This is a genomic window from Mycolicibacter heraklionensis (genome assembly GCF_001021505.1).
GTDB classification, from domain to species: Bacteria; Actinomycetota; Actinomycetes; order Mycobacteriales; family Mycobacteriaceae; genus Mycobacterium; species Mycobacterium heraklionense.
Window position 1 is genome coordinate 89,095 of record NZ_LDPO01000016.1, and the last position, 24,346, is coordinate 113,440.

The window sequence follows — 24,346 nt, forward strand, 5'->3', positions numbered from 1 at the left end:
CGCCTGATCACCCGGCCGCGGCGGCGTCGGCGCCGTCGCGGCCGCCGGGCGCTTCCTTGAGGCCGCGCCAGAACAGGTCGATCATCAGCTCGCCGGCTTCGTCCACGCCGGTGTCACCGGTGCTGACCCGGCTGGCGATCGCCTCGCCGGCGCCCACCAGCGCGACCGCCATCAACTCGAAGTCGACACCCGGTTCCGGCTTACGTGTGCCGGCCCGCAGCAACCGGCCGACCAGCTCGATGATCCGCTCGCGGCCCTCGCGCACGGTGTGGGCGAACGCCTGCGAACTGGTGGCCTGGGTGTACATCACGATCCACGACGCCCGGTTGGCATCGATGTAGCGCAAGAATGCCCGAATCGTATTGCGCAGCATGTCTTTCGGGGGCTGCTGAAAGTCGATCTCGGTGCGTACCGACTCGACGAACCGGCGCAGTTCGCGGTCCAGGCACGCCCCGAACAATTCTTCTTTGGAGCCGTAATACAGGTAGAGCATCGGCTTGGAGATCTGCGCAGCCGCGGCGATCGAATCCATCGAGGTCTCGTGGTAGCCGTTGACCGAGAACATCTGCACCGCAGCGTCGAGCATCTGCTGTTCGCGCACGGCCCGCGGTAATCGCTTGCTACCAGCTGCCATCGCCTCGAGGTCCTTCCGCGCTCCCCCTCGGCACGATCTTACCGAAGAGTAACTTGTGTGCTGCCCGCGCCGCCGGAATCAGCCGTGGCAGCGCGTACCGGGCAACTTGACCGCGGCCACCCGCGCCAGCGAGGCGTCGACGGCCTCCTGCTTCAGCTCACCGGCGGACACCGCCTGCTCCAGCCTGTCCAGCACCGCCGGAACCTCGTCGGTGGTGACCCACAACGCGATATCGACACCGGCCGCAAGGCTGCGCAGCACCGCTTCGGCGACCCCGTAGTGCTCGGTGATCGCCGCCATCGAAGACAGGTCGTCGCTGAACACCGGGCCGTCGAACGCCGGGCCGTGATAGTCGGTGCCGGTGCGCAGCAGCTTGACCGCCGCCGGGCTCAGGCTGGCGGGATCCTCGGTCAGTCCGGGCACTTCCAGGTGGCCCATCATCACCGCCACCGGCGCCTGGGTGACCAGGGTGCGGTAGGGCACCAAGTCGTTGTCCTGCAACTGCGTCAGGGACGGGGTGACCACCGCACCGGCGGTGTGCGAGTCACCGGAACCGTGGCCGTGACCGGGGAAGTGCTTGAGCACCGGCAGCAGCCCGGCGTCGCGCAGACCCTGCGCGTACGCGCCGGCGTACTCGGTGACCTTGGCCGGGTCCGGCCCGAACGAACGGTCACCGATCACGGTGTCGTCGTCGGTGTCGGAGTCCACCACGTCGACCACCGGCGCGAAGTCGACGGTGATGCCCAGGTCAGCCATCTTGCGGCCCCGCTCGGCGGCCAGCTCACGTACTTGCGCGGCGCTGCTGGTCTGCGCCAGCTCCTTCGCCGACGGCGACTTCCCGATCAGCGACGACAGCCGCGACACTCGGCCGCCCTCCTCGTCCACGCTGACCGCCAGCGGCAGCGGGCCGGTGGGCGCTTGGCTTTCCTTGATCTCCTTCAGCGACCCATCGGTGAGCAGGGACAGCTCGGTCCAGCTGCCGATGAAGATGCCGCCGACGTGGTGATCGGTGACCACCGCGCGGGCATCCGCCGCGTCGCGGACGCCCACCATCACCAGCTGCGCCAGCTTGTCGCGGACCGACAGGGCCGACACCTGCTCACACACCGGGTCCACCGGCGACGCGGCAACAGTGGTGTCCGACGGTGCGGCCTCCGACGCCGGCGCGGGCGTCTCGTCACGGTGCGAGCACGACGTGACGAGCGCCGGCAGCACCGCGGCGGCAAGCAGCAGACCGGGCAGTTGTCGAGTCAGCGATCCAGGCATCGCACCATGCTGTCACGGCCGGAACAAGGGGGTACGCAAGGCCCACGTGCTACGTTGGCGGTCGGGCGCCAAGCGGGGGCTGGTGTTGATGGCGTCCTTGATCTACGTCACGAGAGTGCAGAAGGAGCCTGACCATGCCTCGGTTCGTGGTGCCGGCCGCCATAAGCATCGTCGTGGGGGTGTTGCTGGGTGCGGCGGCCGTCTTCGGGGTCACGCTGATGGTGCAGCAAGACACCAAGCCGCAGATCGCCGGAGGCGACCCGGCGTCCTCGGTGCTGAACAGGGTGGAATACGGCAACCGCGGCTGACCTGCGGACGCCGGCAACACCTGACCGTCCGCCGGCACAGTCGCAGGCTGTGACACCGTTGCCGCGGCGCTGGTTGTGGCTGGTCGGCGCCGTCTCTCTGACTTGTAGCCTGCTGCAGGCGCCCGGCCGGATCTCTCCGGACACCAAGCTCGATCTGACTCTCGCTCCGCTGCGGTTCCTGGCTCGTGCCGCCAACCTGTGGAGCAGCGAGCTGCCGTTCGGCCAGGTGCAGAACCAGGCGTACGGCTATCTGTTCCCGCACGGCGCATTCTTCCTGGCCGGTGACCTGCTAGGGCTGCCCGGCTGGATCGTTCAGCGGCTGTGGTGGGCCGTGCTGCTGACTCTTGGGTTCTGGGGCCTGCTGCGGGTCGCCGAGACGTTGCGGATCGGGACCCCGACGGCACGGGTGATCGGCGCCGCCGCATTCGCCCTGTCGCCGCGAGTGCTCACCACGCTGGGTTCGATCTCCTCGGAGACATTGCCGATGGTGCTCGCCCCGTGGGTGCTGCTACCGGTTATCCGGGCGCTCGGCGCGCCAGGCGATCCGAGCCAGGACGCCCCGCAGCGGCCAGCACGGATGCTGGCCGGCCAGGCTGGGGTCGCGGTTGCGCTGATGGGCGCCGTGAACGCGGTCGCGACGCTGGCGGGCTGCCTGCCGGCGATGATCTGGTGGCTGTGCCACCGCCCCAACCGACGCTGGTGGCGGTTCACCGGTTGGTGGCTGCTGGCGCTGACGCTGGCGGTGACCTGGTGGCTGGTGGCCCTGGTGTTGTTGGGCCGAGTCAGCCCGCCCTTCCTGGATTTCATCGAATCGGCGGGCGTCACCACCCGGTGGACCTCGCTGACCGAAATGCTGCGCGGCACCCACAGTTGGACACCGTTCGTCGCGCCGAACGCCACCGCCGGGGCGCCGCTGGTCACCCGTCCGGTGATGATCCTGGGCACCTGCCTGGTCGCGGCCGCCGGTCTGGCCGGGCTGACCGGCATGCTGTCGCGGCGGTCGCCCGGCGCCGGACGGCTGGTCACCATGCTGCTGATCGGGGTGACGCTGCTGGCCATCGGCTATGCGGGCGGGCTGGGCTCGCCGCTGGCCCACTCGGTGCAGGCCTTCCTCGACGGAGCGGGAGCGCCGCTGCGCAACCTGCACAAACTCGAGTCGGTGATCCGGATCCCGGTGGTCCTGGGGCTCATTCATCTGCTGGGCCGCATCCCGCTGCCGGGCAGCGCGCCGGCACTGGTGTGGCGGCGCGCGTTCGTGCACCCCGAGCACCACAAGTCGGCCGCTGTTGGCCTGGTGGTCCTGACGGCCCTGCTGGTCAGCACCTCGCTGGCCTGGACCGGCCGACTCACCCCGCCGGGGACATTCAGCGCGCTGCCGCAGTATTGGCGCGACGCCGCCAGCTGGCTCGCCGAACACAACGGCGGCGGCCCGACCCCCGGCCGGGTGCTGGTGGCGCCGGGAGCGCCGTTCGCCACCCAGACCTGGGGCACCAGCCACGACGAACCCCTGCAGGTCCTCGACGTCGGCCCGTGGGGGGTGCGCGACTCGATCCCGCTGACCCCGCCGCAGACCATTCGGGCGCTCGACTCGGTGCAGCGCCTGTTCGCCGCCGGCCGCCCGTCCGCCGGCCTGGCCGACACTCTGACCAGACAAGGCATCTCCTACCTGGTGGTGCGCAACGACCTGGACCCCGACACCTCACGGTCGGCCCGGCCACTGCTGGTGCACCGCGCTGTCGACGGCTCACCGGGATTGCAACGGGTGGCCCAGTTCGGCGATCCCGTCGGGTCGGGCACGGTCCCGGGATTCGTCGCCGACAGTGGCCTGCGGCCGGCCTACCCGGCGATCGAGATCTACCGGGTCGGCGACCCGGTGGCAGGCGCATCCGCGGGCGCGCCATATCTGGCCGACCTTGACGCGATGCCCCGGGTCGACGGGGGCCCGGAGGTGTTGCTGCGACTCGACGAACACCGCCGGTTGCGCGGTGAGCCGGTGCTGGGCCCGGTGCTGATGACCGCTGACGCCCGGCGTGCGGACGTGGGCACACCGGTGGTCACCGTCACCGACACCCCCCTGGCCCGCGAGACCGACTACGGCCGGGTCGATGACCACTCGTCGACGATCCGCGCGGCCGGCGACCCCCGGCACACGCTGAGCCGGGTGCCGGACTATCCGACGCCCGGCGCCAGCACCGTGTTCGGCGGTTGGCTCGGGGGCCGGCTCACCGCGTCCAGCTCGTCCTCGGACGCCACCACGCTGCCCGACGTCGCGCCGTCGACTTCGCCGGCCGCCGCCATCGACGGCGACTCGGGAACCGCCTGGGTGTCCAACGCCCTGCAGTCGGCGGTCGGCCAATGGCTGCAGGTGGACTTCGACCACCCGCTGACCAACGGCACCATCACCGTGACGCCCAGCGCGACGGCCGTCGGCGCGCAGGTGCGCCGGATCCAGATCTCCACGGTCAACGGCACCACCACGCTGCGGTTCGACCGCGCCGGCGAGCCCCTGATCGCCGCGCTGCCCTACGGCGAAACACCCTGGGTACGGATCACCGCGTCGGGCACCGACGACGGCTCCCCCGGCGTGCAGTTCGGCATCACCGATTTGGCGGTCACCCAGTACGACGCCTCAGGCTTCGCGCATCCGGTCGACCTGCGCCACACGGCGCTCGTTCCCGCGCCACCCGCAGGCGCCCAGGTGGCGCAGTGGGACCTGGGTGCGGGCTTGCCGGGCCGAACCGGCTGCGCGCCGGCCGACGGCGCGGTGCGCTGCGCGGCGTCGATGATGCTCGAGCCCGAGGAGCCCGCCACCTTCAGCCGCACCCTGAACGTGCCGCGGCCCATGTCGGTGACCCCGACCGTCTGGGTGCGGCCGCGTCAGGGCCCGAATCTGGTTGACCTGATCGCCGAGCCGGGAAGCCTGCGGGCCCGCGGTGACGCCGACGTGCTCGACGTACTGGGGTCGGCGTATGCCGCCGCCGACGGTGACCCGAGCACGGCGTGGACGGCGTCGCAGCGGGTGGTCGCGCACCGGTCCCCGCCGACCCTGACCATCACGCTGCCGCGGCCGGTCAAGGTGACCGGAGTGCGGTTCACTCCCAGCCAGTCGCCGCTGCCGGCGCATCCCACGCTGGTGGCGATCGACTTGGGCTCGGGCCCCCAGGTCCGGGAGTTGGCGGAATCCGACGATCAGCAGGTTCGGCTGCTGCCGCGGGTCACCGACACCGTGACGATCAGCCTGCTGGGGTGGGAGGACGTGATCGACCGCACCGCGATCGGCTTCGACCAGCTCAAGCCGCCGGGGCTGGCCGAGGTCAGTGTGCTGGGCGCCGACGGACGTCCCGTTGCCCCCGCCGATCACGCCCGCAACCGGTCGCGGCCGGTCCACGTCGACTGCGACCACGGCCCGATCATCGCGATCGCGGGCCGGTTCGTGCACACCTCGATCACCACGACTGTCGGCGCGCTGCTCGACGACAAGCCGGTGGCGGCGCAGGCCTGCGATCTGCGTCCGATCGCGTTGCCGCCCGGCGCGCAGGAGTTGATGATCAGCCCCGGCCCGGCGTTCGTGGTCGACGGCGCGACACTGTCCGGGCCGTCAGCGGTTGCCGGCGCGTCAAAGACCACACCGGCGGTGCTCGGCGCCTGGGGCTCCGACCGGCGTGAGGTGACGGTGCCCGGCGCGGCGGCCGCTCGGGTACTGGTCGTTCCGGAGAGCATCAACGGCGGGTGGGTGGCGCGCACGTCGGACGGCACCCGATTGGCTCCGGTGGCGGTCAACGGATGGCAGCAGGGCTTTGTGCTGCCCGCGGGCACCGACGGCACGATCACATGGGAGTTCGGGCCTAACCGGATGTACCGGTTCGGGATGGCCGGCGGGCTGGCTCTGCTCCCGCTGCTGGCGTTGTTGGCCTGGTGGCCGGCGCGGCGGATCCGTGATCCCGGGCCGCCGGTGCAGCCCTGGGGCCCGAGCCGCCGCGTGGCGGCGACCGGTGCCCTGACGGTCGGCTTCTTGATCGCCGGGATCACCGGAGCGGCGGTGTTCGGGGCCGCGCTGGTGTTGCTGTTCGCACTGCGGCATCGGCACCGCGCATTTGATGTGGCACGGCTCGGGTTGAGCGCCGGCGGGCTGATCACGGCGGGTGCGATGCTGTGCCGGCATCCTTGGCGATCGGTGGACGGCTATGCCGGCCATTCCGCGGGAGTGCAGCTGGCGGCGCTGGTGTCGGTGGCGGTGGTGGCCGCGACCGCGGTGGTCGCCAGCGGTGTCAGGCGTTGACTCTGCGAGTACGGCGCGTCCCACTCGCACTTTTGCGCCATGGACGCAGAGCCAGCGCCTGTACTTCTGGGCGCCCGGTTACTGCGCGGCTTCGAGCTTCTCGATCTGCGTGTTGAACAGCTTCACCAGATCCTCGGCGTGCGTCGCGTCGTCGGATCCGTCGCTCTCCATCCGCAACCCGATGTCGTTGCTGGTCGCCACCACGAGCACCCCGCGGTAATAGCCGGAGATGGTGGAGGCCGTGATCGAGATCGGCAACCGGATGGCGGCCTTGCTGGCGCTCGTGATCACGGTCGCGACCGCCCACGGCGGCACCCCATCTGCATCCAGCGGGTTCATCTGGATGTCGGTGGTCACCGAACGCCCGTTCTGCTCGAAGGTCTGCTTGAACGTCTGGCACTTCTCCACAAACCGCTTCAGGTTCGGATGATCCGGCGTCAGCGCCAGCCGCACGCGCATCGTGTGCAGGCCGCCGGGCTGCAGCTTGGCCAACGTCGCCGTCGCCGTCTGCGTGGCGGACGCGGGACTGGAGTAGAAGTCGGCGCATTCGGGCGGGTCGACCGTCAGATTGGGCATGTCCGAGGGCGCGTCGCCGGCACTGTTCACCCCGCTGATCCACTTTCCGCCGGACGAGTCCGGGAAGGAGGACCGCTCCACCAGCATTTCCGAAGTCAGGTTGGTGATGTCAGGCTTGCGAGACGGCTTGTCCTCTGCCGTGAGCCGGCCGCCGAGGCTCAGCACCAGGCCGACGACCACCACAACCGCCACCGCGGCCGCGGCCAGCGACAGCCACAACACCTTGCGTGACCTGGGCTCAGGCCCCGGAACCGGCCACGGCGCACCATAGGGCGGGTAGCCCCCGGGGGCCACGCCGGCAGCGTCGTCCTCCACCCATAGCGGCCACCCCGGGGGCGGGGGCGGCCACGTCGGGTCAGGCGCCCAGTTGGCGTCCGGTGCCCAGCCAGGTGGCGCGGGCGGCCAGTTGGGCGGTGGGTTGAAACGCATCGGGCAACTCCCGTATCGATGTACTGACGCTGGCTCGTCGCGAGCCTACGCGGTTCGATGGTGGCAGGCTGGACATGCACTCTCCCACCGCAGCGCTTGAGAAGGAGGTCCGCGTGCCCGCAACACCCATAGCCACGACCAACCCCGCCACCGGCGAGACGGTCAAGACGTTCACCGCCGCCAGCGACGCGGAAGTCGATGCCGCGATCACCCGCGCGGCGAATCGCTTCGTCGAATACCGTCGCACCGATTTCGCTCAGCGTGCCAGATGGATGCACGCCGCGGCCGATCTGCTGGAGACCGAAGCCGACGAGGTCGCCGCCATGATGACCCTCGAGATGGGCAAGACGTTGACCTCGGCCAAAGCGGAAGCGCTCAAGTGCGTCAAGGGCTTCCGGTACTACGCCGACCACAGTGAACAGTTGCTGGCTGACGAGGTCGCCGACGCGTCGAAGGTCAACGCGTCCAAGGCGTTCGCCCGCTATCAGCCGCTCGGGGTGGTGCTGGCGGTGATGCCGTGGAACTTCCCGCTCTGGCAAGCGGTGCGGTTCGCCGCCCCCGCCCTGATGGCCGGCAACGTGGGCCTGCTCAAGCACGCCTCGAACGTTCCGCAGACCGCGTTGTACCTCGCCGACCTGTTGACCCGCGCCGGTTTCCCTGATGGCTGCTTCCAGACCCTGCTGATCTCCTCGGGTGCTGTCGAGCGGGTGTTGCGCGACCCGCGGGTGGCGGCGGCAACCTTGACCGGCAGCGAGCCCGCCGGGCGTTCTGTCGCGGCTATCGCCGGCGACGAGGTCAAACACACCGTGCTGGAATTGGGCGGCAGCGACCCGTTCATTGTCATGCCCTCGGCCGACCTGGAGGCCGCGGTGCGCACCGCGGTGACCGCGCGGGTGCAGAATAACGGCCAATCATGCATCGCGGCAAAGCGATTCATCGTCCACACCGACATCTACGACGACTTTGTCACCCAGTTCGTCAGCCAGATGTCTGCGCTGCGGGTCGGGGACCCGACCGACCGGGACACCGACGTCGGGCCGCTGGCCACCGAAGCGGGCCGCGACGAGGTGGCGCAGCAGGTCGATGCCGCCGCCGCTGCCGGCGCGGTAATCCGTTGCGGAGGCAAGCGACTGGACCGCCCAGGCTGGTTCTACCCGCCCACCGTCATCACCGATATCAGCCGCGACATGGCGATCTTCACCGAGGAGGTGTTCGGCCCGGTGGCATCGGTGTACCGCGCCGCCGATATCGACGAGGCCATCGAGATCGCCAATGCCAGCCCGTTCGGCCTGGGGTCCAACGCCTGGACCCGCGATGAGGCTGAGATCAGCCGGTTCGCCGACGAGATCGAGGCCGGCCAGGTCTTTATCAACGGCATGACGGTGTCCTACCCGGAGCTGCCGTTCGGCGGGATCAAGCGATCCGGCTACGGCCGGGAACTCTCGGGCCACGGCATCCGGGAGTTCTGCAACCTCAAGACGGTGTGGGTGGCCTGACGCCGACCCGTCACCCCGCCGCGAGCTTGGCGGCGACGCCCACCACCCGGGTGGCCAGGTGGTCGAGTGCGGCCAGCGTGGCCTCGTCCAGCTCGTTCTGGTTGTTCGGTCCGGTGACGTGCCCGACGCCGTAGGGGTTGCCGTCGGCGAACTTGATCGGGTCGGTGTAGCCCGGCGGGACCAGGATGCCGCCGAAATGCATCAGCGACACGTAGAGATTCAGCAGCGTGGCTTCCTGCCCACCATGGGCGGTCTGACTCGAGGTGAAGCCGGCATAGACCTTGTCGGCGAGTTCGCCCTTGGCCCACAGCCCGCCAAGCCCGTCCAGAAAGTTCCGGAATTGTGCTGAGGGGGAACCGAATCGGGTGGGCGAGCCGAAGATGACGGCGTCCGCCCAGACGATGTCGTCGCCGGTGGCCGCCGGCAGGTCCTTGGTCGCCGAGTAGTTGGCGCTCCACGCCGGGTTGTGGGCAAAGGTCTCCGGGTCGCGCGTCTCCTGGATGTGCCGCACGCGGACCTCGGCGCCCGCCGCCTCGCCCGCCTGGGCCACCCGCTGCGCCATCTTGGTGCCGTGCCCGGTGGCCGAGTAATAGATAACCGCCAACTTCGTCATTGCCATCTCTCCTTTTTGTTAGGCGCCTGCGAGCAGGCGTTGCATCTCATTGATTTCCACGCTGGCCGTATCGCTGCGGCGGGGTCCGCGCAGTTCTAGTAGCCGAGCGAAGTCCCTGGCCGCCTTGGTAATCCGCTCAGACAGTCCCTGCGCGCCGAAGTCGGACGTCGCCGCGTACACGCCGGTGGGCGACACCAGCGCATGCAGATAGCAGAACATCGGACGCAGGGCGTGGTCCAGCACCAGCGAGTGCCGTTCGGTGCCGCCGGTCGCCGCGATCAGCACCGGCGTGCCGTCCAGGGTCTGCTCGGGCAGCACGTCGAAGAACGACTTGAACAACCCGCTGAACGTCGCGTTGAACGTCGGCGTCACCGCGATCGCTCCGTCACTGGCCGCGACCGCGTCGAACACCGCCTCCAGCTCCGCCGAGGCGAACCCGGTCAACATGGCGTCGGTGATCGCCCGAGCCAGGTGCCGCAACTCGACGACCTCGATGTCGACCTGCCCGAGCTCGGCGCGGACCGCCGCGGCGAGCCGGTCGGCCAGCAGCCGGGTGGACGACGGCTCACGCAACCCGCCGCTGATCACGACCAGTCTCATGACGCCTCCTGGATTTCGGGTTGCCGCGCAGCCTCAACCAGGGACTGGTGCGTCGGCGCACCGGGAACGTGCGCGGGCCGGCCGATGGCGAATTCCTTGCGCAGCACCGGGATAACGTGCTCACCCAGCAGATCGAGCTGCTCAAGCACCGTCTTCAACGGCAGACCGGCATGGTCGACCAGGAACAGCTGGCGTTGGTAGTCGCCCACGTAGTCACGGAAGCCCAGCGTCTTGTCGATCACCTGCTGCGGCGAGCCGACCGTCAGCGGAGTCTGGGCGCTGAACTCCTCCAGGCTCGGGCCGTGGCCGTAGACCGGGGCGTTGTCGAAGTACGGTCGGAACTCGTTCACCGCATCCTGGCTGTTGGGCCGCAGGAACACCTGCCCGCCGAGCCCCACGATCGCCTGATCGGCACCACCGTGGCCGTAGTGCGCGAAGCGCTGGCGGTACAGCTGCACCATCCGTTTGGTGTGCGACGCCGGCCAGAAGATGTGGTTGGCGAAGAAGCCGTCACCGAAGTGCGCCGCGAGTTCGGCGATTTCGGGACTGCGGATCGACCCGTGCCAGACGAACGGGGGGATCCCGTCCAGCGGACGCGGCGCCAGCGTGAACCCGTGCAACGGGGTGCGGTACTCACCACTGAAGTCGACGACGTCCTCGCGCCACAGCCGGCGCAGCAACTGATAGTTCTCCACGGTCAGCGGCAAAGCGGCCCGGATGTCCTTGCCGAACCAGGGATACACCGGGCCGGTGTTTCCGCGCCCCAGCATCAGGTCCACTCGGCCGTCGGCGAGGTGCTGCAGCACGCTGTAGTCCTCGGCGATCTTCACCGGGTCGTTCGTGGTGATCAGCGTGGTGGCGGTGGTCAGCTGTATGCGCTCGGTCTGCGCCGCGATATAGCCCAGCAGGGTTGTCGGCGACGACGGCACGAACGGCGGGTTGTGATGCTCACCGGTGGCGAAGACGTCCAGGCCGACTTCCTCGGCCTTCTTGGCGATCGCCACGGTCGCCCGGATCCGCTCGGCCTCCGTCGGCGCACGGCCGGTGGTGGGGTCGACGGTGACATCGCCGACGGTGAAGATGCCGAACTGCATACCGGTGCTCGTCACGGCAGGCCCTCCTTGGGTTGTTGGTCGTAACTCTAGCTGATAGTTGCCAACGCAACTAGTTTGCGATCCATTCCCTCGCCTTCTAGCTGTTTAGCACGGCTATCCACTTGGACGATTGTGATTTCGTCAACTATATTTGGGCCTCATGGAGGCACCGTGGCTCAACGAGGAGGAACAGCGGATGTGGCGGGGCTACCTCGACAGCACGCGCTTGCTGCTCCGCAGCCTGGACCGGCAATTGGCCGCCGACGCAGGACTGAACCTGTCCGACTTCGAGATCCTGGCACTGCTGTCCGAGGCGCCCGACCGCCGGCTGCGGATGAACGAGTTGGCCGACATCACCGTGACGACCCGCAGTGGAGTCACCCGAGCGGTCAAACGGCTGACCGACGCCGGCTGGGTCCACCAGGTCAAGTGCGAGGAAGACAAACGCGGCCAGTACGCCGAGCTCACCGAGTCGGGCATGGACAAGTTGCGAGCGGCCGCGCCGGGCCATGTGCAAGCGGTGCGGGCCGGCCTGTTCGACTCGCTCAGTCCGCGTGAGGTGGAACTGTTCACCCACTCCTACGCGCGAATCCGCGACAATCTGCTGGAGCAGCCGTAGGCATTCTCGGCGAAGGCAGCCGACCGCCGCGTCAATCTCCATACGATCGAGCCATGTCGCAATGTCACACCGCGCGCGGGCCCATCGACACCGCCGACCTCGGCGTCACCCTGATGCACGAGCACGTGTTCATCATGACCACCGAGATCGCCCAGAACTATCCGGAAGCCTGGGGCGACGAGGAGGCCCGGGTGGCCGACGCGATCACTCGGCTCAACGAGCTGAAGGCCGCCGGAGTCGACACCATCGTCGACCTGACGGTGATCGGGCTGGGCCGCTACATCCCGCGGATCGCCCGAGTCGCCGCGGGCACCGAACTGAACATCGTGGTGGCCACCGGCGTCTACACCTACAACGACGTGCCGTTCTTCTTCCACTATCTGGGTCCCGGCACCATGCTGGACGGACCGGAGATCATGGCCGACATGTTCGTCCGCGACATCGAGACCGGCATCGCCGACACCGGGATCAAGGCGGCGATCCTCAAGTGCGCCACCGACGAACCGGGCGTCACTCCCGGCGTCGAGCGGGTGTTGCGCGCGGTCGCCCAAGCCCACCGGCGTACCGGCGCACCCATCTCCACCCACACCCATGCCGGCAGCCGTCGCGGCCTGGAACAGCAGCGCATCTTCGAAGAAGAAGGCGTCGACCTGTCCCGGGTGGTGATCGGCCACTCCGGGGACAGCACCGACCTGGGCTACTTGGAGGACCTGATCGCCGCGGGCTCGTACCTGGGTATGGACCGGTTCGGCATCGATCTGATCCTGCCGTTCGAGGAACGCGTGAACACGGTGGCGGCCATGTGCGAGCGCGGCCACGCGGACAAGATGGTGCTCTCGCACGACGCCAACTGCTATTTCGATGCGCTGCCCGGCGAACTGAGCTCGGTGGCCGCACCCAACTGGCACTACCTGCACATCCACAACGACGTGATCCCCGCGCTGCGGCAGCGTGGCGTCACCGACGAGCAGCTGCGCACCATGCTGGTCGACAACCCGCGCAAGATCTTCGAGCACTCCGGCGGCTACTGAGGCCCCCGCTGGGCTTCGCCGACGTCACCGCGCCGGCACAGCAGCACGTACCGCCAGCGACCGAATCAGGGCGTGGAGGCGCTCGTGGGTGGCGGCCTCGGGATCGCTGAGGCGCAACTGCAGAAGTTCGCGGGCGGCGGCATGCAGCATGCGGGCGGTGTAGTCAGGATCCGGCAAGTCGGGGTAGCTGCGCAGCAACTCGCCCACCAAGTAGGCGCGCACGACTTCTTGCGCCTGCGCAAGACGCTCGTGCAGTTCCGGCGGCGCGCCCTGCGGCGGGAACAGGAACAGCCGCCACGTGGCAGGGCAGGCGTCGACCGCGCGGAGCACGCTGTCGAACCTGCTGACCAGAACGCCGTCGCCGCCCGGTTCCGTCGTTTCGGCGATCACCTCGGCGAACTGGGCGGCCGCCCGCGCGGCTTCGCGATCGATCAACGCGACGAAAAGCCTGGCGGGGTCGCCGAATTGCTGATAGATCAGCGACCGGTTGATCCCGGCCTCGCGGGCTATCCGGTTCGGCGTGGCCGCGTGAAATCCCTCCGCGTCCACGATCGCGTGGGCGACATCGAGGATCTGGCCACGCCGGGCCTCGGCCGTCATCCGCCGCCGCGACTGCCCCAAAGTCATAGTTGACAGCATAACTAACACTCTGTTACTTGTGTAACTAACAATATGTTAGTTATCTGGAGGCCGTGATGCCCACGCACTACCCCGAGCTTGCGGAACGTGTTCGCAGTCAGCGCGAGGTGCAGCCGGACCTCTACGGCGACATCGACTTCGACAAACAGCCCTACCGCACCACCACCGATCCGGCAGACCGCTCGGCCCTGCCTGAGTGGGTCGCCGAGCGCGCCCCCTACCTGGCCGACGAACGGGCCGTCGAACTGATCCGCACGACGACCCTGCTCGGGGATGTGGTGGCCGACCCCTATGCGGCGCTGATGTCCGAATACAGCGTCACCGCGTTGATCGACATGCTCCAGTTGGCCTGCCGCAAGGGCATTGACGCGGTCGCCGACGCGCCACCGGAGCTGGCGGCGTTCATCGCCGATATGGAAGCCGCGCCCCCGTGGCTGGACATGGACCTGGTGCGTGAGGGTGCTCGGCACGCACGCATTCCGGCCGCATTGGTGGCGCCGTTCGTCACCCGCGGGGCCTTTATCGCGACCTTCGTCAACACCTACGCAGCGCTGCCCATGGCACTGACCGGTGCGTTGTCCGGCCGTCGTGCCGCGCGCCGGGTCAACGAGACGACGAGCTTTTTCGCCGTCACCACGCTGCCCGGGGCGTTGGACCGCTACGGCCCGGGCTTCGAAGCGGCCGCCATGGTGCGGCTGATGCACTCGATGGTTCGCTACAACGCGCTCAAGCGCTCCGAGAAGTGGGACATCGACATCTACGGGCTGCCGATTCCACAGGTCGACCAGATGCCGGCCGGCATGATCAACCTCTACCTGCTGGCCACGGCCGCTCACCGGAAGGGGCGCACCGAATTCAGCGCGAGCGAGCGCGCCGTCGTCGAATTCACCCGCTACCGGGCGTTTTTGCTCGGTCTGCCCGAGGAGCTCCTGCCGACCACCCCCGCCGAGATCATCCACCTCATCCACACCCGCGGGGCGCTGCTGCGCGAAGACTTCGACGACGCCACCTGCGGGGAGATGGTGCGCTCGACCATGGCGGCCTATCTGCGGCCCGTCGACACCCGGTGGGAACGCATGGCCGATGCCGTCGAGAAGAGCTACAGCAAGGCCGCCTTCACCAAGGCCTTCTGCAACGGCGACCGCGCCGTCGCCAAGGACAAGGGGGTGTCGATCGGCCTGGCCGACTACCTGCGGATCGGCGTGACCGCGCCGTTCATCATCGGGCGCCTGCTGGTGGTCCGGCGCGCCAACCGGATCCCGGCGCTGCGTCAGATCACCGACGACTACCTGGTGCGGCTCGTCAAACGTCGGCTGCAGACCTACGGCAAACCCGAATTCACCAGCGATGCAAATGATTACACACCGGCCGGGCAGCTGGCGCAATGAGCCGAGGGCGGTTACCAGACCAAACGGGCGAGGTAGGTCTGGGCGTATTTGCGGACGGCGACCGTGTCGTTGATGTCGAGCACCCCTGCCCTGTTGGTGAGCAGTGATGCCACGAGGCGCACCAGGATCTCCGCGGTGGTGAGGACCGCCTCGTCGGGCATGGTCACTCCGCAGAGCCGCAACGTCGCGGCGACCAGATGGCTGGCACGCACCAGAGCCTTCTCACCGTTGGGCGTGTTCACTCCGATGAGCAGTTCCGGTTCGCTTTCGATGACCGCGGTAGCAAGCGGATTCTCGGTGATGCGGCGCATGGCGAGGGTGAAGCATTCCACGATTGCACCGGCGGCATCCTGGGCACGGGCAGCGTGGCCGAGCTCCACGAAGAGGGCCTGGGTGTCGGTCTCCACCAGCTGCTCGAACAGCGCTTCTTTGGTGGGGAAGTGGCGGTACAGCGTTCGACGGCTCACTCCGGCCCGCTGGGCGACAGCGTCGATGTTGGCCCGGCGAAAGGCATGCCGCGCGAACTCCACCCGAGCGGCCTCGAGAATGGCGCCCGCCGTGCCACTCATGGGATCGCCGACCTTGACTGCTGCCGGACCGGCCATGTGGTTCATCCTGTCATGCTCGGCGGTGAGCTGGGCCGACGTGCGGTGGCGGCCGGGCCTGGCCGCGTTTCCCTCGTGTTATCGTGACACAATTACATGAGTTTGTGCCATTGTGCGGACGATCTGCTTGTTACCGGAGGTCATCGATGCCCACGCACTACCCCGAGCTGCACCAGCGCGTGCGCCGTCAGGCCGAGCTGTTGCCGGAGCTCTACGGGGATTTGAACTTCGACGTGCAGCCCTACCGCACAGCGCTCTCCCCCGACGACGTCTCGTCTCTGCCAGGCAATCCGGCTACCCGGGCCAAGTTGCTGGCCGACGATGCCGCCGTCGAGCTGATCACGACGGCCACCTGGCTGGGTGATGTGGTGTCGGACTCCTACGCCGCACTGATGGGCCAGTACAGCGTCAGCTCCCTGATCGGCATGCTCAAGCAGGCTTGTCGGCAGGGCATCGGCGCGGTGCCCGACGCGCCGCCCGAGCTGGCCGCCTTCATCGCCGACATGGAGGCCACGCCGGACTGGCTGGACATGGACCTGGTCCGACAGGGCGCCGAGCACTCCCGACTCCCGATGGCGCTGTTGGCGCCGTTCGTCGTCCGCGGCGCGTTCATCGCGACCTTCCTCAACACCTACGCCGCGCTGCCGATGGCACTGACCGGCGCCCTGTCAGGGAAGCGCGCCGCCGGGCGGGTCAACGAGACCACCAGTTTCTTCGCCGTCACCACCCTGCCCGGCGCACTGGACCGGTACGGCCCGGGCTTCGAGGCGGCAGCCATGGTGCGGCTCATGCACTCGATGGTCCGTTTCAACGCGCTCAAGCGATCGCCGAAATGGGACGTCGACATCTACGGGCTGCCGATTCCGCAGATCGACCAGATGCCGGCCGGGATGATCAACCTCTTCGTGCTGGCGATGGACGCCCGCCGCCACAAACGCACCGAGTTCACGCCAAGTGAGCGCGCCCAGGTCGAGTTCACCCGCTACCGCTGCGTGCTACTCGGCCTGCCCGAGGAGCTTTTGCCGACCACACCCGACGAAATCATCCGAGTGTTCAGTGCCCGCGCCGCGCTGCTGCGCGACGACTTCGACGACTCCACCTGTGGGGAGCTGGTCCGCTCGACCATGGCCGCCTACCTGCGGCAGGAGGACACCCTTCGCGAGCGCATCGCCGACGCTGTCGAGAAGAGTTACAGCAAAGCGTTTTTCGTTAAGACGTTCTGCGGTGGTAAACGGGACGTGGCCGCGAAGATGAGCGTCACGCTCAGCGCGGGCGACTATGCCCGGATCGCCCTCACGGCTCCGTTCGTGGCCGGCCGCCTGCTGGTGGTGCAACGCGCTGTGCGCACCCCCGGCCTGCGCCGGCTGACAGGAGCCTACGTGCTACGGCTGCTCAAGCGGCGGCTGAAGGCCTACGGCACGCCCGAATTCACCAGCGACGTCGCCGAGTACACCCCGTCGGGCAAAGCCGCCTGAGGGGCATCGGGGCGCCCCGCTCGGTGCCGTGTCTCCCAGCCCCGTAGCTTCTCGCGGCACGGCTGTTCCACCAGGGCATAGCTGACCGCGGCGATGGCGACGGTGAACACCATCGTCAGCGCCAGCACCACCGCCATGTCCCCGGTGAACGCGAACCGGCCGATCACCGGGAACACCATGTCGAGGGCGGCCAGGTGCCAGATGAAGATCCCGTAGGACCAGCGGCCCAAGGTCACCATCGGCGCGCTGGCCAAGAACCGGTGCGGTGTGTCAGGCCGGTCGAGCACCAACGGCGCCAACAGCGCCCACGCCAAGACACCACCCATCGCGGTGCGCACGATGAACTGCCCGACGGTGGCCGAGGTCAGCCCCTCCGGACCGGCCAGCGGCGACGCCGCCACCAAGAACGCCACCAGCGTCAGCAGCGCCATCGGCAGCCGCCGACGGGCCAGCCGGTGCACCCAGCCGACCGGGCTGTGCACCCACTCCGCCAGCAGCATGCCCGCCCCGAACCAGCAGCCGTAGGCCGGCGCCCAGTTCAACGGGTTCACCCCGTAGGGCGTGTGGATGGGCAGAAAGCCCCATCCCAGGCTGAGCAGCGCCATGCCCGCGATCGCCGGTATCCGGGCGCGCACCGGCAACCGCCGCGCCGCCAGCGCCAGCAGGGGCAGGGCGACGTAGAAGCTGACCTCCACGGCCAGGCTCCACATCTGGGTGAGGCCCGGTGTCAGGGTCAGCGGCACATAGATCTGCGTCATCGTGAGGTTGGCCAGCCACACCACCAGACTGGCGCCCCCGGCGTCGGGCAGCAACGCCAGGATCACCACCACCGACACCAGGTAGGCCGGCATGATCCGCACCACGCGTGACCGCAGATAGTGCCCGGTCGGCGGCTCTCGACGCAGCCCGCGCGCGGCCGCCGCGTGGCCGCGCCACAGCAAAAATCCGCTCAGCGCGAAGAACACCGCGACGGCCATGTCGAAACGACCCCACAGCCGGCCGCTGATCCCCGACGAGTGCCCGGTCTGAAACGCGACGTGCGTGATCACCACCCCGATGGCCGCACAGGCACGCATGCCCTCGACGGCGGGCAGGAAGCTGCGCACGCCGCCTACCTGCTGGCTCATCTGATTTCCGACCGAGGCATCGATGGACACACAGTAGCTGTTGCATCCGCTGCTGTTAGGGTCAAACAAATTTGGGTACCGGGTCAAAAGGAGGATGCGGCGACGTGAACCGAGCAATCATGATGCGTATCGCGGCATGCGCAGTCATGGGCCTCGGCGCCGCCCTGATGGTCGCGGCACTGTTGCTGTCCACCTACACCGCGGGAAAGATCGCCAAGATCCCGCTCGACATCGATGTCACGCTGATCGGCAACGGCAGCGGCGCCGCGTTGGACCCGGAGTCCCTGGGCAGTGAGCACGCCGTCGTCGACCAGGACGTGCCGCTGGTGTCCCAGCAACAGATCGGAGTCGAGTCGCCCGCCAATGCCGACGTGGTGACCCTGCAGGTCGGCTCGTCGCTGCGGCGCGCGGACCGGCAGAAGGACACCGGGCTGCTGCTGGCCATCGTCGACACCGTCACCCTGAATCGCACGACCGCCGAGGCGATTTCGGACGACACCCACCCGGGTGGCTCGGTGCAGCGACCGCGCAACTTTGAGGACGAAAGCCCGCCCACCAACATCGCCCTGCCGCACGAGGGACTGTCCTACCGGTTCCCCTTCGACACCAAGAAGCAGTCCTACCAGTACTTCGACCCGATCGCGCAGAAGGCCTACGAAGCCAACTACGAGGGGGAGGACGACGTCAACGGGCTGACCACCTACCGGTTCGTCCAGAACGTCGGCTACGACGGCGACGGCAGCCTGGCCGAGCCGGTGCGTTACCCGTCGCTGTACGGCCACGACGAAGACGGTGAGATCACCGCGCCCGCCCGGCTCTGGAACATCGAAGGCGCCGACCCCGACGAGAACGTCACGATGACGCGGTACTACGCGGCGCAGCGCACGATGTGGGTCGACCCCGTCTCGGGCACCATCGTCAAGTCGAAGGTGCACGCCAACCACTACTACGCCCGGGACCCGCTCAAGCCGGAGATCGCACTGGCCGACTACACGGTGACCAGCTCCGAGGAGACCATCGAAGCGCAGGTCAATGCGGCCCGCAACGAGCGCGACCGGGTGGCGCTGTGGTCCCGGGTGCTGCCGATCACCTTCACCGCAGCGGGGTTGATCTGCTTGATCGGCGGCGTCCTGGCCGGCTGGTTCAGCCTGCCGGCCGAGGCCGCGTTGGGGCGGCGGGGCCGGGACGGTTCCGACGGTGGGTTCTTCGGTGGGTTCGCGCCCAAGGCGCCGACGACCGAGCAGCCTTCCGGAGCCGAGGCCGAGACCGAGAAGCTGCCGACCCAACGTCCCCAGCTGGACCGCCCGTCGGGGCCCCCAGAGCCGAGCCCCCCGGAGCGCGGCACCCCGGATTCGGCTCCCGACCAGCCGTAGTTTCCCCGTGGTGCGAGCCAGGCGCGCGATCGCGCCGTGCTATGCACTCGGGCTGACGCTGCTCATCCTGGCGCCGTTGCTGCGTCCGGGTTATCTGCTGTTGCGAGACGCGGTTTCGACGCCGCGGTCCTATCTGACCGAGACCGCCCTCGGGCTCGGTGAGGCATCGCCGCGAGCGGTGCCGCAGGACTTCGCGGTGGCACTGGCATCGCGGCTGATCGACGGCGGCACCGTGGTCAAGGCGCTGCTGTTCGCGGGGCTGTGGCTGGCCGGATGCGGTGCGGCACGACTGGTGGCGATCGTGCTGCCGGAGGCCGGGCTGCCCGGTCAGCTGGTGGCGATCACCGTGGCGATCTGGAATCCCTATGTGGCCGAGCGGCTGCTGCAGGGGCATTGGAGCCTGCTGGTCGGGTACGGCTGCCTGCCGTGGGTGGCGGCGGCGATGCTGGGGTTGCGCGCCGGCGCAACCGGGTCCATGCGGCTGTTCGGCCTGGTGTTCTTTCTGGCGCTGGCCGGCTTGACCCCCACCGGGCTGCTGCTGGCGGCGGTGGTGGCACTGGTGTGTGTCGCGGCGCCCGGATCCGGGCCGCCGCGATGGTGGTGCGCGGCGAGCGCGGTGGCGATCGCAGCGACCGCCGCGCTGCCTTGGCTGATGGCGGTGGTGCTGAGCCCGGGATCCGCACAGGGCGAATCGGCCGGGGTGACGGCATTCGCGGCCCGCGCCGAGCCGGGCCTGGGCACCCTGGGCAGCCTCGCCGGGCTCGGCGGGATCTGGAACGCCGAGGCGGTACCCGGTTCGCGCCGAACCGTGTTTGCGCTCCTGGCGACGGCGGTGTTCCTCGGGGTGCTGGGGCTGGGATGGGCGTCGGTGCGAGACCTGCCTGCGGTGCGTCCGCTGCTGATCCTGGCGGGCTCGACGGTGCTGGCGTTCACCCTGTTGGCTACCGGGCCGGGGCTCGCGCTGCTGCGCTGGGCGACGGAGATCGCACCTGGGCTCGGGGTGCTGCGCGACGGGCAGAAGTGGGTGGCCCTGGCGGTGCCGGGCTACTTGCTGGCCGGCGCCGGGGCGGTCGTGGGGTTGCGGGACCGGTTGCCGCCCGCGCGTGCGGCGCTGGTGTGCTGCGTCGCGCTGATCGTCGTGCTACCCGACCTGGCCGCCGGAGTGGCCGGGCGGGTCACGCCGGTGCACTACCCGCCCGGCTGGGCGGCGGTGGCGGCCAAGATCAACGCCGACCCGCGCCCGGTGGCCGTGCTGCCGGCCGACGCCATGCGTCACTTCCCCTGGGCGGGGCCGGCGCCGGTGCTCGATCCGCTGCCCCGGTGGGTGCGCGCCGAGGTGCTCACCACCGGCGACCTGACCGTCGGCGGGCAGGCGGTGCCCGGGGAGGGGACTCACGCCCGCGAGGTGCAGGAGGCGCTGTTGTCCGGGGCTGAGCCGGCCACCCTCGGCGTCAAAGGTGTGGGCTGGGTGGTCAAGGAATCTGATGTAGACGGCGAAATAGGTTCTGCAACAAAAACTCTGACCCGGCTGCCCGTCACCTACCGAGATCCCGACCTGACTCTCTACCGGGTCGGCGGCCGCGCGCCGAAGGCTTCGGCCGGGTCGCGCCGGGCCGCGATGGTTGCCCACCTGGCGTGGCTGGCCATGCTGGTCGTGGGCGCTGGAGGTCTGGCGGCGCCGTCGATCCGACGATGCAAGGCCGTGCGTTAGGCGTCCAGGAAGCGGGCGCGCACCCCGGGCCCCGGGATCGGGCAGGTGTCGTGCCGACCGCCCAACCGATAACGCACGGCGGCGAAGCGGTCGTAGAGCCAGTCACGCAGTCCTGCCGGGATGATGCGGGCCGCGAGCAGCAGCCGGAAGGGGCCACCCAGATAACTCAGCACCCGCAGCGCCGCCGCCGATCGAACATCGATGTGCTCGTCGGGCCGGCCGGGGTTCGCCACGAAGACCATCGAGTCAACATCCCGCAGCTCCGGATGGCGCTCGATGATCGCGCGAGCGAAGTCACTTTCCAGTGCCGCGAATCGCAGGGTGCCGCGCCGGTCGAACCGCAGAATGCTCTGCACCGACCGATTGCAGATTCCGCAGACGCCGTCGTAGAGCAGGACGGGAGCTGAGTGGTCGTCGCTCACCGGTGCACCTCCACGTGTCTGCACAACCTCGTTGTCCAGTATGGAGCAGTGCGCTACCCGGTAGGAAGCTGACGTCGACGGAGGACTGCCAGGCGATAAAGTCTCGACGTGGAGTTCACCGCGACCGAGATTGCGGCCGCAGTTCAGAGCGGCATGCTGACGGCCCGAGCCGCCACACAGCAAGCGCTGCACCGGATCGAGCAAACCCAGCCGGCCTTCAACGCGTGGCAGGTGATCCGCAACGACGCTGCACTGGCTGAGGCGGACGCGATCGATGCCCGCGACGATCGCGGGTCGCTTCCGTTGGCGGGCGTTCCGATTGCCATCAAGGACAACATCGCGGTAGCCGGGGAACCGATGCGGGACGGCTCGCCGGCCACCAGCGCGGCGCCTCAACCAACCGACCACGAGGTCGTTCGTCGACTCCGCGCGGCAGGGGCCGTGATCGTCGGGCTGACGCGCGTGCCTGAGCTCTGCATCTGGGGCGCAACCGATTCGGCCTTCGGCGTCACCCGCAATCCCTGGAATCCGGAGCGGACGCCGGGTGGCTCGTCCGGGGGATCTGCGGCCGCGGTCGCATCCGGAGCGGTGCCCCTCGCCCACGGGAACGACGGCATGGGCTCGATTCGGATCCCGGCCGCATGCTGCGGGTTGGTTGGCCTCAAGCCTGGTCGCGGCGTGGTGCCGGTCGGCGAGGCGCACACATCCTGGGGAGGGATGTCGGAGAACGGACCGCTCGCGACCACGGTCGACGATGCCGCGCTGATGTTCTCGGTCATGGCCGACGACCCCGATGCCGCGACGCTGATCCAGCCGCCCACTCTGCGGATCGCCGTGTCGACGTCGGCCCCCAGTCCCGCGACGCCGGTGGCACGCGGTTGGGCCGAGGCGGTCCATCGGACTGCCGATCTTCTTCGCGGTAGCCACCTCATTCGGTCCGCGACCCCGCGTTACCCGGCCACGCTGATGAGCACGACCGCGCTGGCGTTGTGGACGGCGGGAGCTGCGGCCGATGCACACGCCTCGACGAACGTCTCCTTGTTGGAGCGCCGCAACCGCATCCACGTGTGGATCGGAGACGCCGTCGAGAAGCGGAGACTTTCGAGCCCCCGGGGCCGCGAGGTGTGGCGGGAACGCGCGTTCGACTTCTTCGCCGACACCGACGTCTTGGTCACGCCGACGCTGGCTCAACCGCCGATCAGATCACGGCGTTGGGCCGAACGGGGCTGGCTCACCTCGCTGGTCGCCAACGCTCGCTACGCCCCGTTCGCGGCACCGTGGAACATGATCGGTTGGCCCGCGATGAACGTGCCGGCCGGACTCGATCGCCGCGGCCTGCCGGTCGGCGTGCAGTTGGTCGGCAAACCCGGGTCGGAGCGGACCTTGCTGGGCCTTGCCGCTCAAATCCAGCAGCTCCAACCCTGGCCGCGCACTGCGTAGGGAGCCGGCTGCTCAGACCACGCCGCTGACATAGCGACGTTCGCGGACGGCCGCCAGCACGGTATGCAAGCCCTCGGCGCTTTGCCGCCAGGAGAATTCGGCGCTGCGGGCCTGCGCCTTGGCGCCGAGCTGCTCGCGCAGCACCGCGTCCGCCAGCAACTGATGGAGTTGCTCGACCAGCTCGTCGCGGTCATCGACCAATATCCCGGTGACCCCGTCGACGATCGAGTCGGACAGCCCGCCGGAGGCCCGGTAGCCGATGGTCGGCACGCCGTGCTGGCCCGCCTCGATGACGGCCAAGCCCCAGCCCTCCTTGCGGGACGGCAACACGTGTACCCAAGCCTGGTGCACCAGTTCGTGCTTGGTGACCTCGTCGACGTGGCCGTGGAAGGTGACCGCGCCGGTGATCCCCAGCTCCGCGGCGTGCTCCACCAGCCGGTCGCTCCACCAACCGCCACCGATGACATCGAGGTGCAGACCGGGCACCCGGGCGCGCAGTGCCGCAACCGCGTCCAGCGCGTCCTCGATCTGTTTATGCGGCACCAGGCGGGACAGCACCACCACCCGCGGTGTCGGCGAGCGAGGGTGCGTCAGCGTCGCCGGTGGTGCCTCATCGAGGCCGTTGCGCACCACCGCGATGCGCTCGGGGCCCACTCCGAGCTCGATCAGGTCGCGCACCGAGGGCAATGACACCGTCAGGTATTGGTTGCGCCGGTTCAGCCACGGCGACAGCCTCGACTCCACCAGCCAGCCGATCCGGCTCAGCACCGGCCCGGCCACCGGCCACTGCTCGCGGTGGCAGTGGTGCACCAGCACCGCGACCCGCCGCCCGTAGGCGAGCCGGGCCAGGAACGGCAACCCGTTCTGGGTGTCGATCACCGCGTCGGGCCGCACCCGCCGCAGCTGGCCGAGGCCGAACCGGGCCGCCACCATGGCCGCCCCCGCCCATAGGTACACGGTGTAGGGCCCGCCGCGCCGGTTGATGTGCACCCCGTCGACGACCTCGTGTTTGGGCGCGCCCGGGTAACGGGCGGTGCGCAGCGTCACCGCCACGCCGGCGGCGGCCAGCTCGGCGCCGATCCGCTGCAGGTAGGTCTCGCTGCCGCCGCCCTGCGGATGCCCGGTGTCACGCCAGCACAGCAGCAGGACCGAGCGGACAGCAGACACGCCGACCAGGGTAGTCGGCCGGTTCCCCACCCCGCCGAGCGTGAAGCCAGCTGC

21 protein-coding genes are annotated in these 24,346 nt (G+C 69.1%); 10 read left to right on the forward strand and 11 right to left on the reverse strand.

Features of this window, described 5'->3' with window-relative positions; all coding sequences use genetic code 11:
* Positions 1 to 7: 7 nt before the first annotated feature.
* Together ABW16_RS17600 and ABW16_RS17605 are read right to left on the reverse strand one after the other, a co-directional pair.
* Positions 8 to 634, reverse strand: coding sequence for a TetR/AcrR family transcriptional regulator (locus ABW16_RS17600; protein ID WP_047320473.1), 627 nt, complete (start codon positions 632 to 634; stop codon positions 8 to 10).
* A 78-nt stretch (positions 635 to 712) separates the two neighbouring features.
* Positions 713 to 1,900, reverse strand: a complete 1,188-nt coding sequence (locus ABW16_RS17605; protein WP_047320474.1) for a glycoside hydrolase family 3 N-terminal domain-containing protein — start codon at positions 1,898 to 1,900, stop codon at positions 713 to 715.
* 134 nt (positions 1,901 to 2,034) lie between these two features.
* Here ABW16_RS17605 and ABW16_RS24605 point away from each other — a divergent pair, with 134 nt between their 5' ends.
* The gene (locus tag ABW16_RS24605; RefSeq protein WP_019738802.1) at positions 2,035 to 2,208 is read left to right on the forward strand and encodes a DUF2613 domain-containing protein; all 174 of its coding nucleotides are present in this window, start codon (positions 2,035 to 2,037) and stop codon (positions 2,206 to 2,208) included.
* A gap of 49 nt (positions 2,209 to 2,257) precedes the next feature.
* On the forward strand, positions 2,258 to 6,487 hold the full coding sequence (locus ABW16_RS17610; RefSeq protein WP_109519649.1) for an alpha-(1->3)-arabinofuranosyltransferase: 4,230 nt from the start codon (positions 2,258 to 2,260) through the stop codon (positions 6,485 to 6,487).
* 78 nt (positions 6,488 to 6,565) lie between these two features.
* Here ABW16_RS17610 and ABW16_RS17615 read toward each other — a convergent pair whose 3' ends face one another.
* A complete protein-coding gene (locus tag ABW16_RS17615; protein WP_047320475.1) occupies positions 6,566 to 7,492 on the reverse strand; it encodes a hypothetical protein in 927 nt (308 codons plus the stop codon).
* Positions 7,493 to 7,566: 74 nt separating this feature from the next.
* On the opposite strand from ABW16_RS17615, the gene ABW16_RS17620 reads away from it, so the two are divergent.
* Positions 7,567 to 8,988: an NADP-dependent succinic semialdehyde dehydrogenase gene (locus tag ABW16_RS17620; RefSeq protein ID WP_047320476.1), complete on the forward strand. Its 1,422-nt coding sequence runs from the start codon at positions 7,567 to 7,569 to the stop codon at positions 8,986 to 8,988.
* Positions 8,989 to 8,998: 10 nt separating this feature from the next.
* Here ABW16_RS17620 and wrbA read toward each other — a convergent pair whose 3' ends face one another.
* The 3 genes from wrbA to ABW16_RS17635 are packed head-to-tail and all read right to left on the reverse strand — an operon-like array spanning position 8,999 to position 11,295.
* On the reverse strand, positions 8,999 to 9,601 hold the full coding sequence (gene wrbA / locus ABW16_RS17625) for an NAD(P)H:quinone oxidoreductase (RefSeq protein ID WP_047320477.1): 603 nt from the start codon (positions 9,599 to 9,601) through the stop codon (positions 8,999 to 9,001).
* A gap of 18 nt (positions 9,602 to 9,619) precedes the next feature.
* Positions 9,620 to 10,201: a CE1759 family FMN reductase gene (locus ABW16_RS17630; RefSeq protein WP_047320478.1), complete on the reverse strand. Its 582-nt coding sequence runs from the start codon at positions 10,199 to 10,201 to the stop codon at positions 9,620 to 9,622.
* Positions 10,198 to 11,295: an LLM class flavin-dependent oxidoreductase gene (locus ABW16_RS17635; protein WP_047320479.1), complete on the reverse strand. Its 1,098-nt coding sequence runs from the start codon at positions 11,293 to 11,295 to the stop codon at positions 10,198 to 10,200. Before ABW16_RS17635 ends, ABW16_RS17630 begins: the two co-directional genes overlap by 4 nt.
* Positions 11,296 to 11,455: 160 nt before the next feature.
* Here ABW16_RS17635 and ABW16_RS17640 point away from each other — a divergent pair, with 160 nt between their 5' ends.
* Entirely contained in the window at positions 11,456 to 11,914 is a 459-nt protein-coding gene (locus ABW16_RS17640) for a MarR family winged helix-turn-helix transcriptional regulator (protein WP_047320480.1), read from the forward strand.
* 53 nt (positions 11,915 to 11,967) lie between these two features.
* Entirely contained in the window at positions 11,968 to 12,945 is a 978-nt protein-coding gene (locus tag ABW16_RS17645) for a phosphotriesterase family protein (RefSeq protein WP_047320481.1), read from the forward strand.
* Between the two features lie 24 nt (positions 12,946 to 12,969).
* Here ABW16_RS17645 and ABW16_RS17650 read toward each other — a convergent pair whose 3' ends face one another.
* Positions 12,970 to 13,545, reverse strand: coding sequence for a TetR/AcrR family transcriptional regulator (locus ABW16_RS17650; RefSeq protein ID WP_047320482.1), 576 nt, complete (start codon positions 13,543 to 13,545; stop codon positions 12,970 to 12,972).
* Positions 13,546 to 13,640: 95 nt separating this feature from the next.
* Between ABW16_RS17650 and ABW16_RS17655 the strand changes: the two genes are divergently transcribed.
* Entirely contained in the window at positions 13,641 to 14,972 is a 1,332-nt protein-coding gene (locus ABW16_RS17655; protein ID WP_047320483.1) for an oxygenase MpaB family protein, read from the forward strand.
* Between the two features lie 11 nt (positions 14,973 to 14,983).
* Here the strand turns inward: ABW16_RS17655 and ABW16_RS17660 are convergent, their stop codons facing one another.
* Positions 14,984 to 15,577 carry a helix-turn-helix domain-containing protein gene (locus ABW16_RS17660; RefSeq protein ID WP_109519652.1) on the reverse strand — a complete coding sequence of 198 codons (594 nt, stop codon included), beginning with the start codon at positions 15,575 to 15,577 and terminating at the stop codon, positions 14,984 to 14,986.
* Positions 15,578 to 15,723: 146 nt separating this feature from the next.
* Between ABW16_RS17660 and ABW16_RS17665 the strand changes: the two genes are divergently transcribed.
* Positions 15,724 to 17,052 (forward strand): oxygenase MpaB family protein, encoded by a 1,329-nt coding sequence (locus ABW16_RS17665; RefSeq protein ID WP_047320484.1) that lies wholly within the window; start codon positions 15,724 to 15,726, stop codon positions 17,050 to 17,052.
* Here the strand turns inward: ABW16_RS17665 and ABW16_RS17670 are convergent.
* A complete protein-coding gene (locus tag ABW16_RS17670) occupies positions 16,989 to 18,179 on the reverse strand; it encodes an acyltransferase family protein (protein ID WP_047320518.1) in 1,191 nt (396 codons plus the stop codon). The genes ABW16_RS17665 and ABW16_RS17670 overlap by 64 nt on opposite strands.
* 104 nt (positions 18,180 to 18,283) lie before the next feature.
* Between ABW16_RS17670 and ABW16_RS17675 the strand changes: the two genes are divergently transcribed.
* Together ABW16_RS17675 and ABW16_RS17680 are read left to right on the forward strand one after the other, a co-directional pair.
* Positions 18,284 to 19,552 (forward strand): PorA family protein, encoded by a 1,269-nt coding sequence (locus tag ABW16_RS17675; RefSeq protein WP_157864254.1) that lies wholly within the window; start codon positions 18,284 to 18,286, stop codon positions 19,550 to 19,552.
* 7 nt (positions 19,553 to 19,559) lie between these two features.
* Entirely contained in the window at positions 19,560 to 21,263 is a 1,704-nt protein-coding gene (locus ABW16_RS17680; protein WP_047320485.1) for a membrane protein, read from the forward strand.
* On the opposite strand, the gene ABW16_RS17685 is transcribed toward ABW16_RS17680, so the two are convergent.
* Positions 21,260 to 21,685 (reverse strand): thiol-disulfide oxidoreductase DCC family protein, encoded by a 426-nt coding sequence (locus ABW16_RS17685; RefSeq protein ID WP_047320486.1) that lies wholly within the window; start codon positions 21,683 to 21,685, stop codon positions 21,260 to 21,262. The two genes, ABW16_RS17680 and ABW16_RS17685, sit on opposite strands and share 4 nt — an antisense overlap.
* Positions 21,686 to 21,793: 108 nt before the next feature.
* Between ABW16_RS17685 and ABW16_RS17690 the strand changes: the two genes are divergently transcribed.
* Positions 21,794 to 23,125 (forward strand): amidase, encoded by a 1,332-nt coding sequence (locus ABW16_RS17690; protein WP_327083218.1) that lies wholly within the window; start codon positions 21,794 to 21,796, stop codon positions 23,123 to 23,125.
* A gap of 12 nt (positions 23,126 to 23,137) precedes the next feature.
* Here ABW16_RS17690 and ABW16_RS17695 read toward each other — a convergent pair whose 3' ends face one another.
* Positions 23,138 to 24,292, reverse strand: a complete 1,155-nt coding sequence (locus ABW16_RS17695; RefSeq protein ID WP_047320521.1) for a glycosyltransferase family 4 protein — start codon at positions 24,290 to 24,292, stop codon at positions 23,138 to 23,140.
* Positions 24,293 to 24,346 lie beyond the last annotated feature (54 nt).

Bases quoted from the DNA above. Each gene is read 5' to 3' on its own strand.
- ABW16_RS17640 (WP_047320480.1), top strand. From the start codon at position 11,456: ATGGAGGCACCGTGGCTCAACGAGGAGGAACAGCGGATGTGGCGGGGC.
- ABW16_RS17650 (WP_047320482.1), bottom strand. From the start codon at position 13,545: ATGACGGCCGAGGCCCGGCGTGGCCAGATCCTCGATGTCGCCCACGCG.
- ABW16_RS17620 (WP_047320476.1), top strand. From the start codon at position 7,567: ATGCACTCTCCCACCGCAGCGCTTGAGAAGGAGGTCCGCGTGCCCGCA.
- ABW16_RS24605 (WP_019738802.1), top strand. From the start codon at position 2,035: ATGCCTCGGTTCGTGGTGCCGGCCGCCATAAGCATCGTCGTGGGGGTG.
- ABW16_RS17605 (WP_047320474.1), bottom strand. From the start codon at position 1,900: ATGCCTGGATCGCTGACTCGACAACTGCCCGGTCTGCTGCTTGCCGCC.
- wrbA (WP_047320477.1), bottom strand. From the start codon at position 9,601: ATGACGAAGTTGGCGGTTATCTATTACTCGGCCACCGGGCACGGCACC.
- ABW16_RS17670 (WP_047320518.1), bottom strand. From the start codon at position 18,179: ATGAGCCAGCAGGTAGGCGGCGTGCGCAGCTTCCTGCCCGCCGTCGAG.
- ABW16_RS17665 (WP_047320484.1), top strand. From the start codon at position 15,724: ATGCCCACGCACTACCCCGAGCTGCACCAGCGCGTGCGCCGTCAGGCC.
- ABW16_RS17600 (WP_047320473.1), bottom strand. From the start codon at position 634: ATGGCAGCTGGTAGCAAGCGATTACCGCGGGCCGTGCGCGAACAGCAG.
- ABW16_RS17655 (WP_047320483.1), top strand. From the start codon at position 13,641: ATGCCCACGCACTACCCCGAGCTTGCGGAACGTGTTCGCAGTCAGCGC.
- ABW16_RS17660 (WP_109519652.1), bottom strand. From the start codon at position 15,577: ATGGCCGGTCCGGCAGCAGTCAAGGTCGGCGATCCCATGAGTGGCACG.
- ABW16_RS17645 (WP_047320481.1), top strand. From the start codon at position 11,968: ATGTCGCAATGTCACACCGCGCGCGGGCCCATCGACACCGCCGACCTC.
- ABW16_RS17615 (WP_047320475.1), bottom strand. From the start codon at position 7,492: ATGCGTTTCAACCCACCGCCCAACTGGCCGCCCGCGCCACCTGGCTGG.
- ABW16_RS17630 (WP_047320478.1), bottom strand. From the start codon at position 10,201: ATGAGACTGGTCGTGATCAGCGGCGGGTTGCGTGAGCCGTCGTCCACC.
- ABW16_RS17635 (WP_047320479.1), bottom strand. From the start codon at position 11,295: ATGCAGTTCGGCATCTTCACCGTCGGCGATGTCACCGTCGACCCCACC.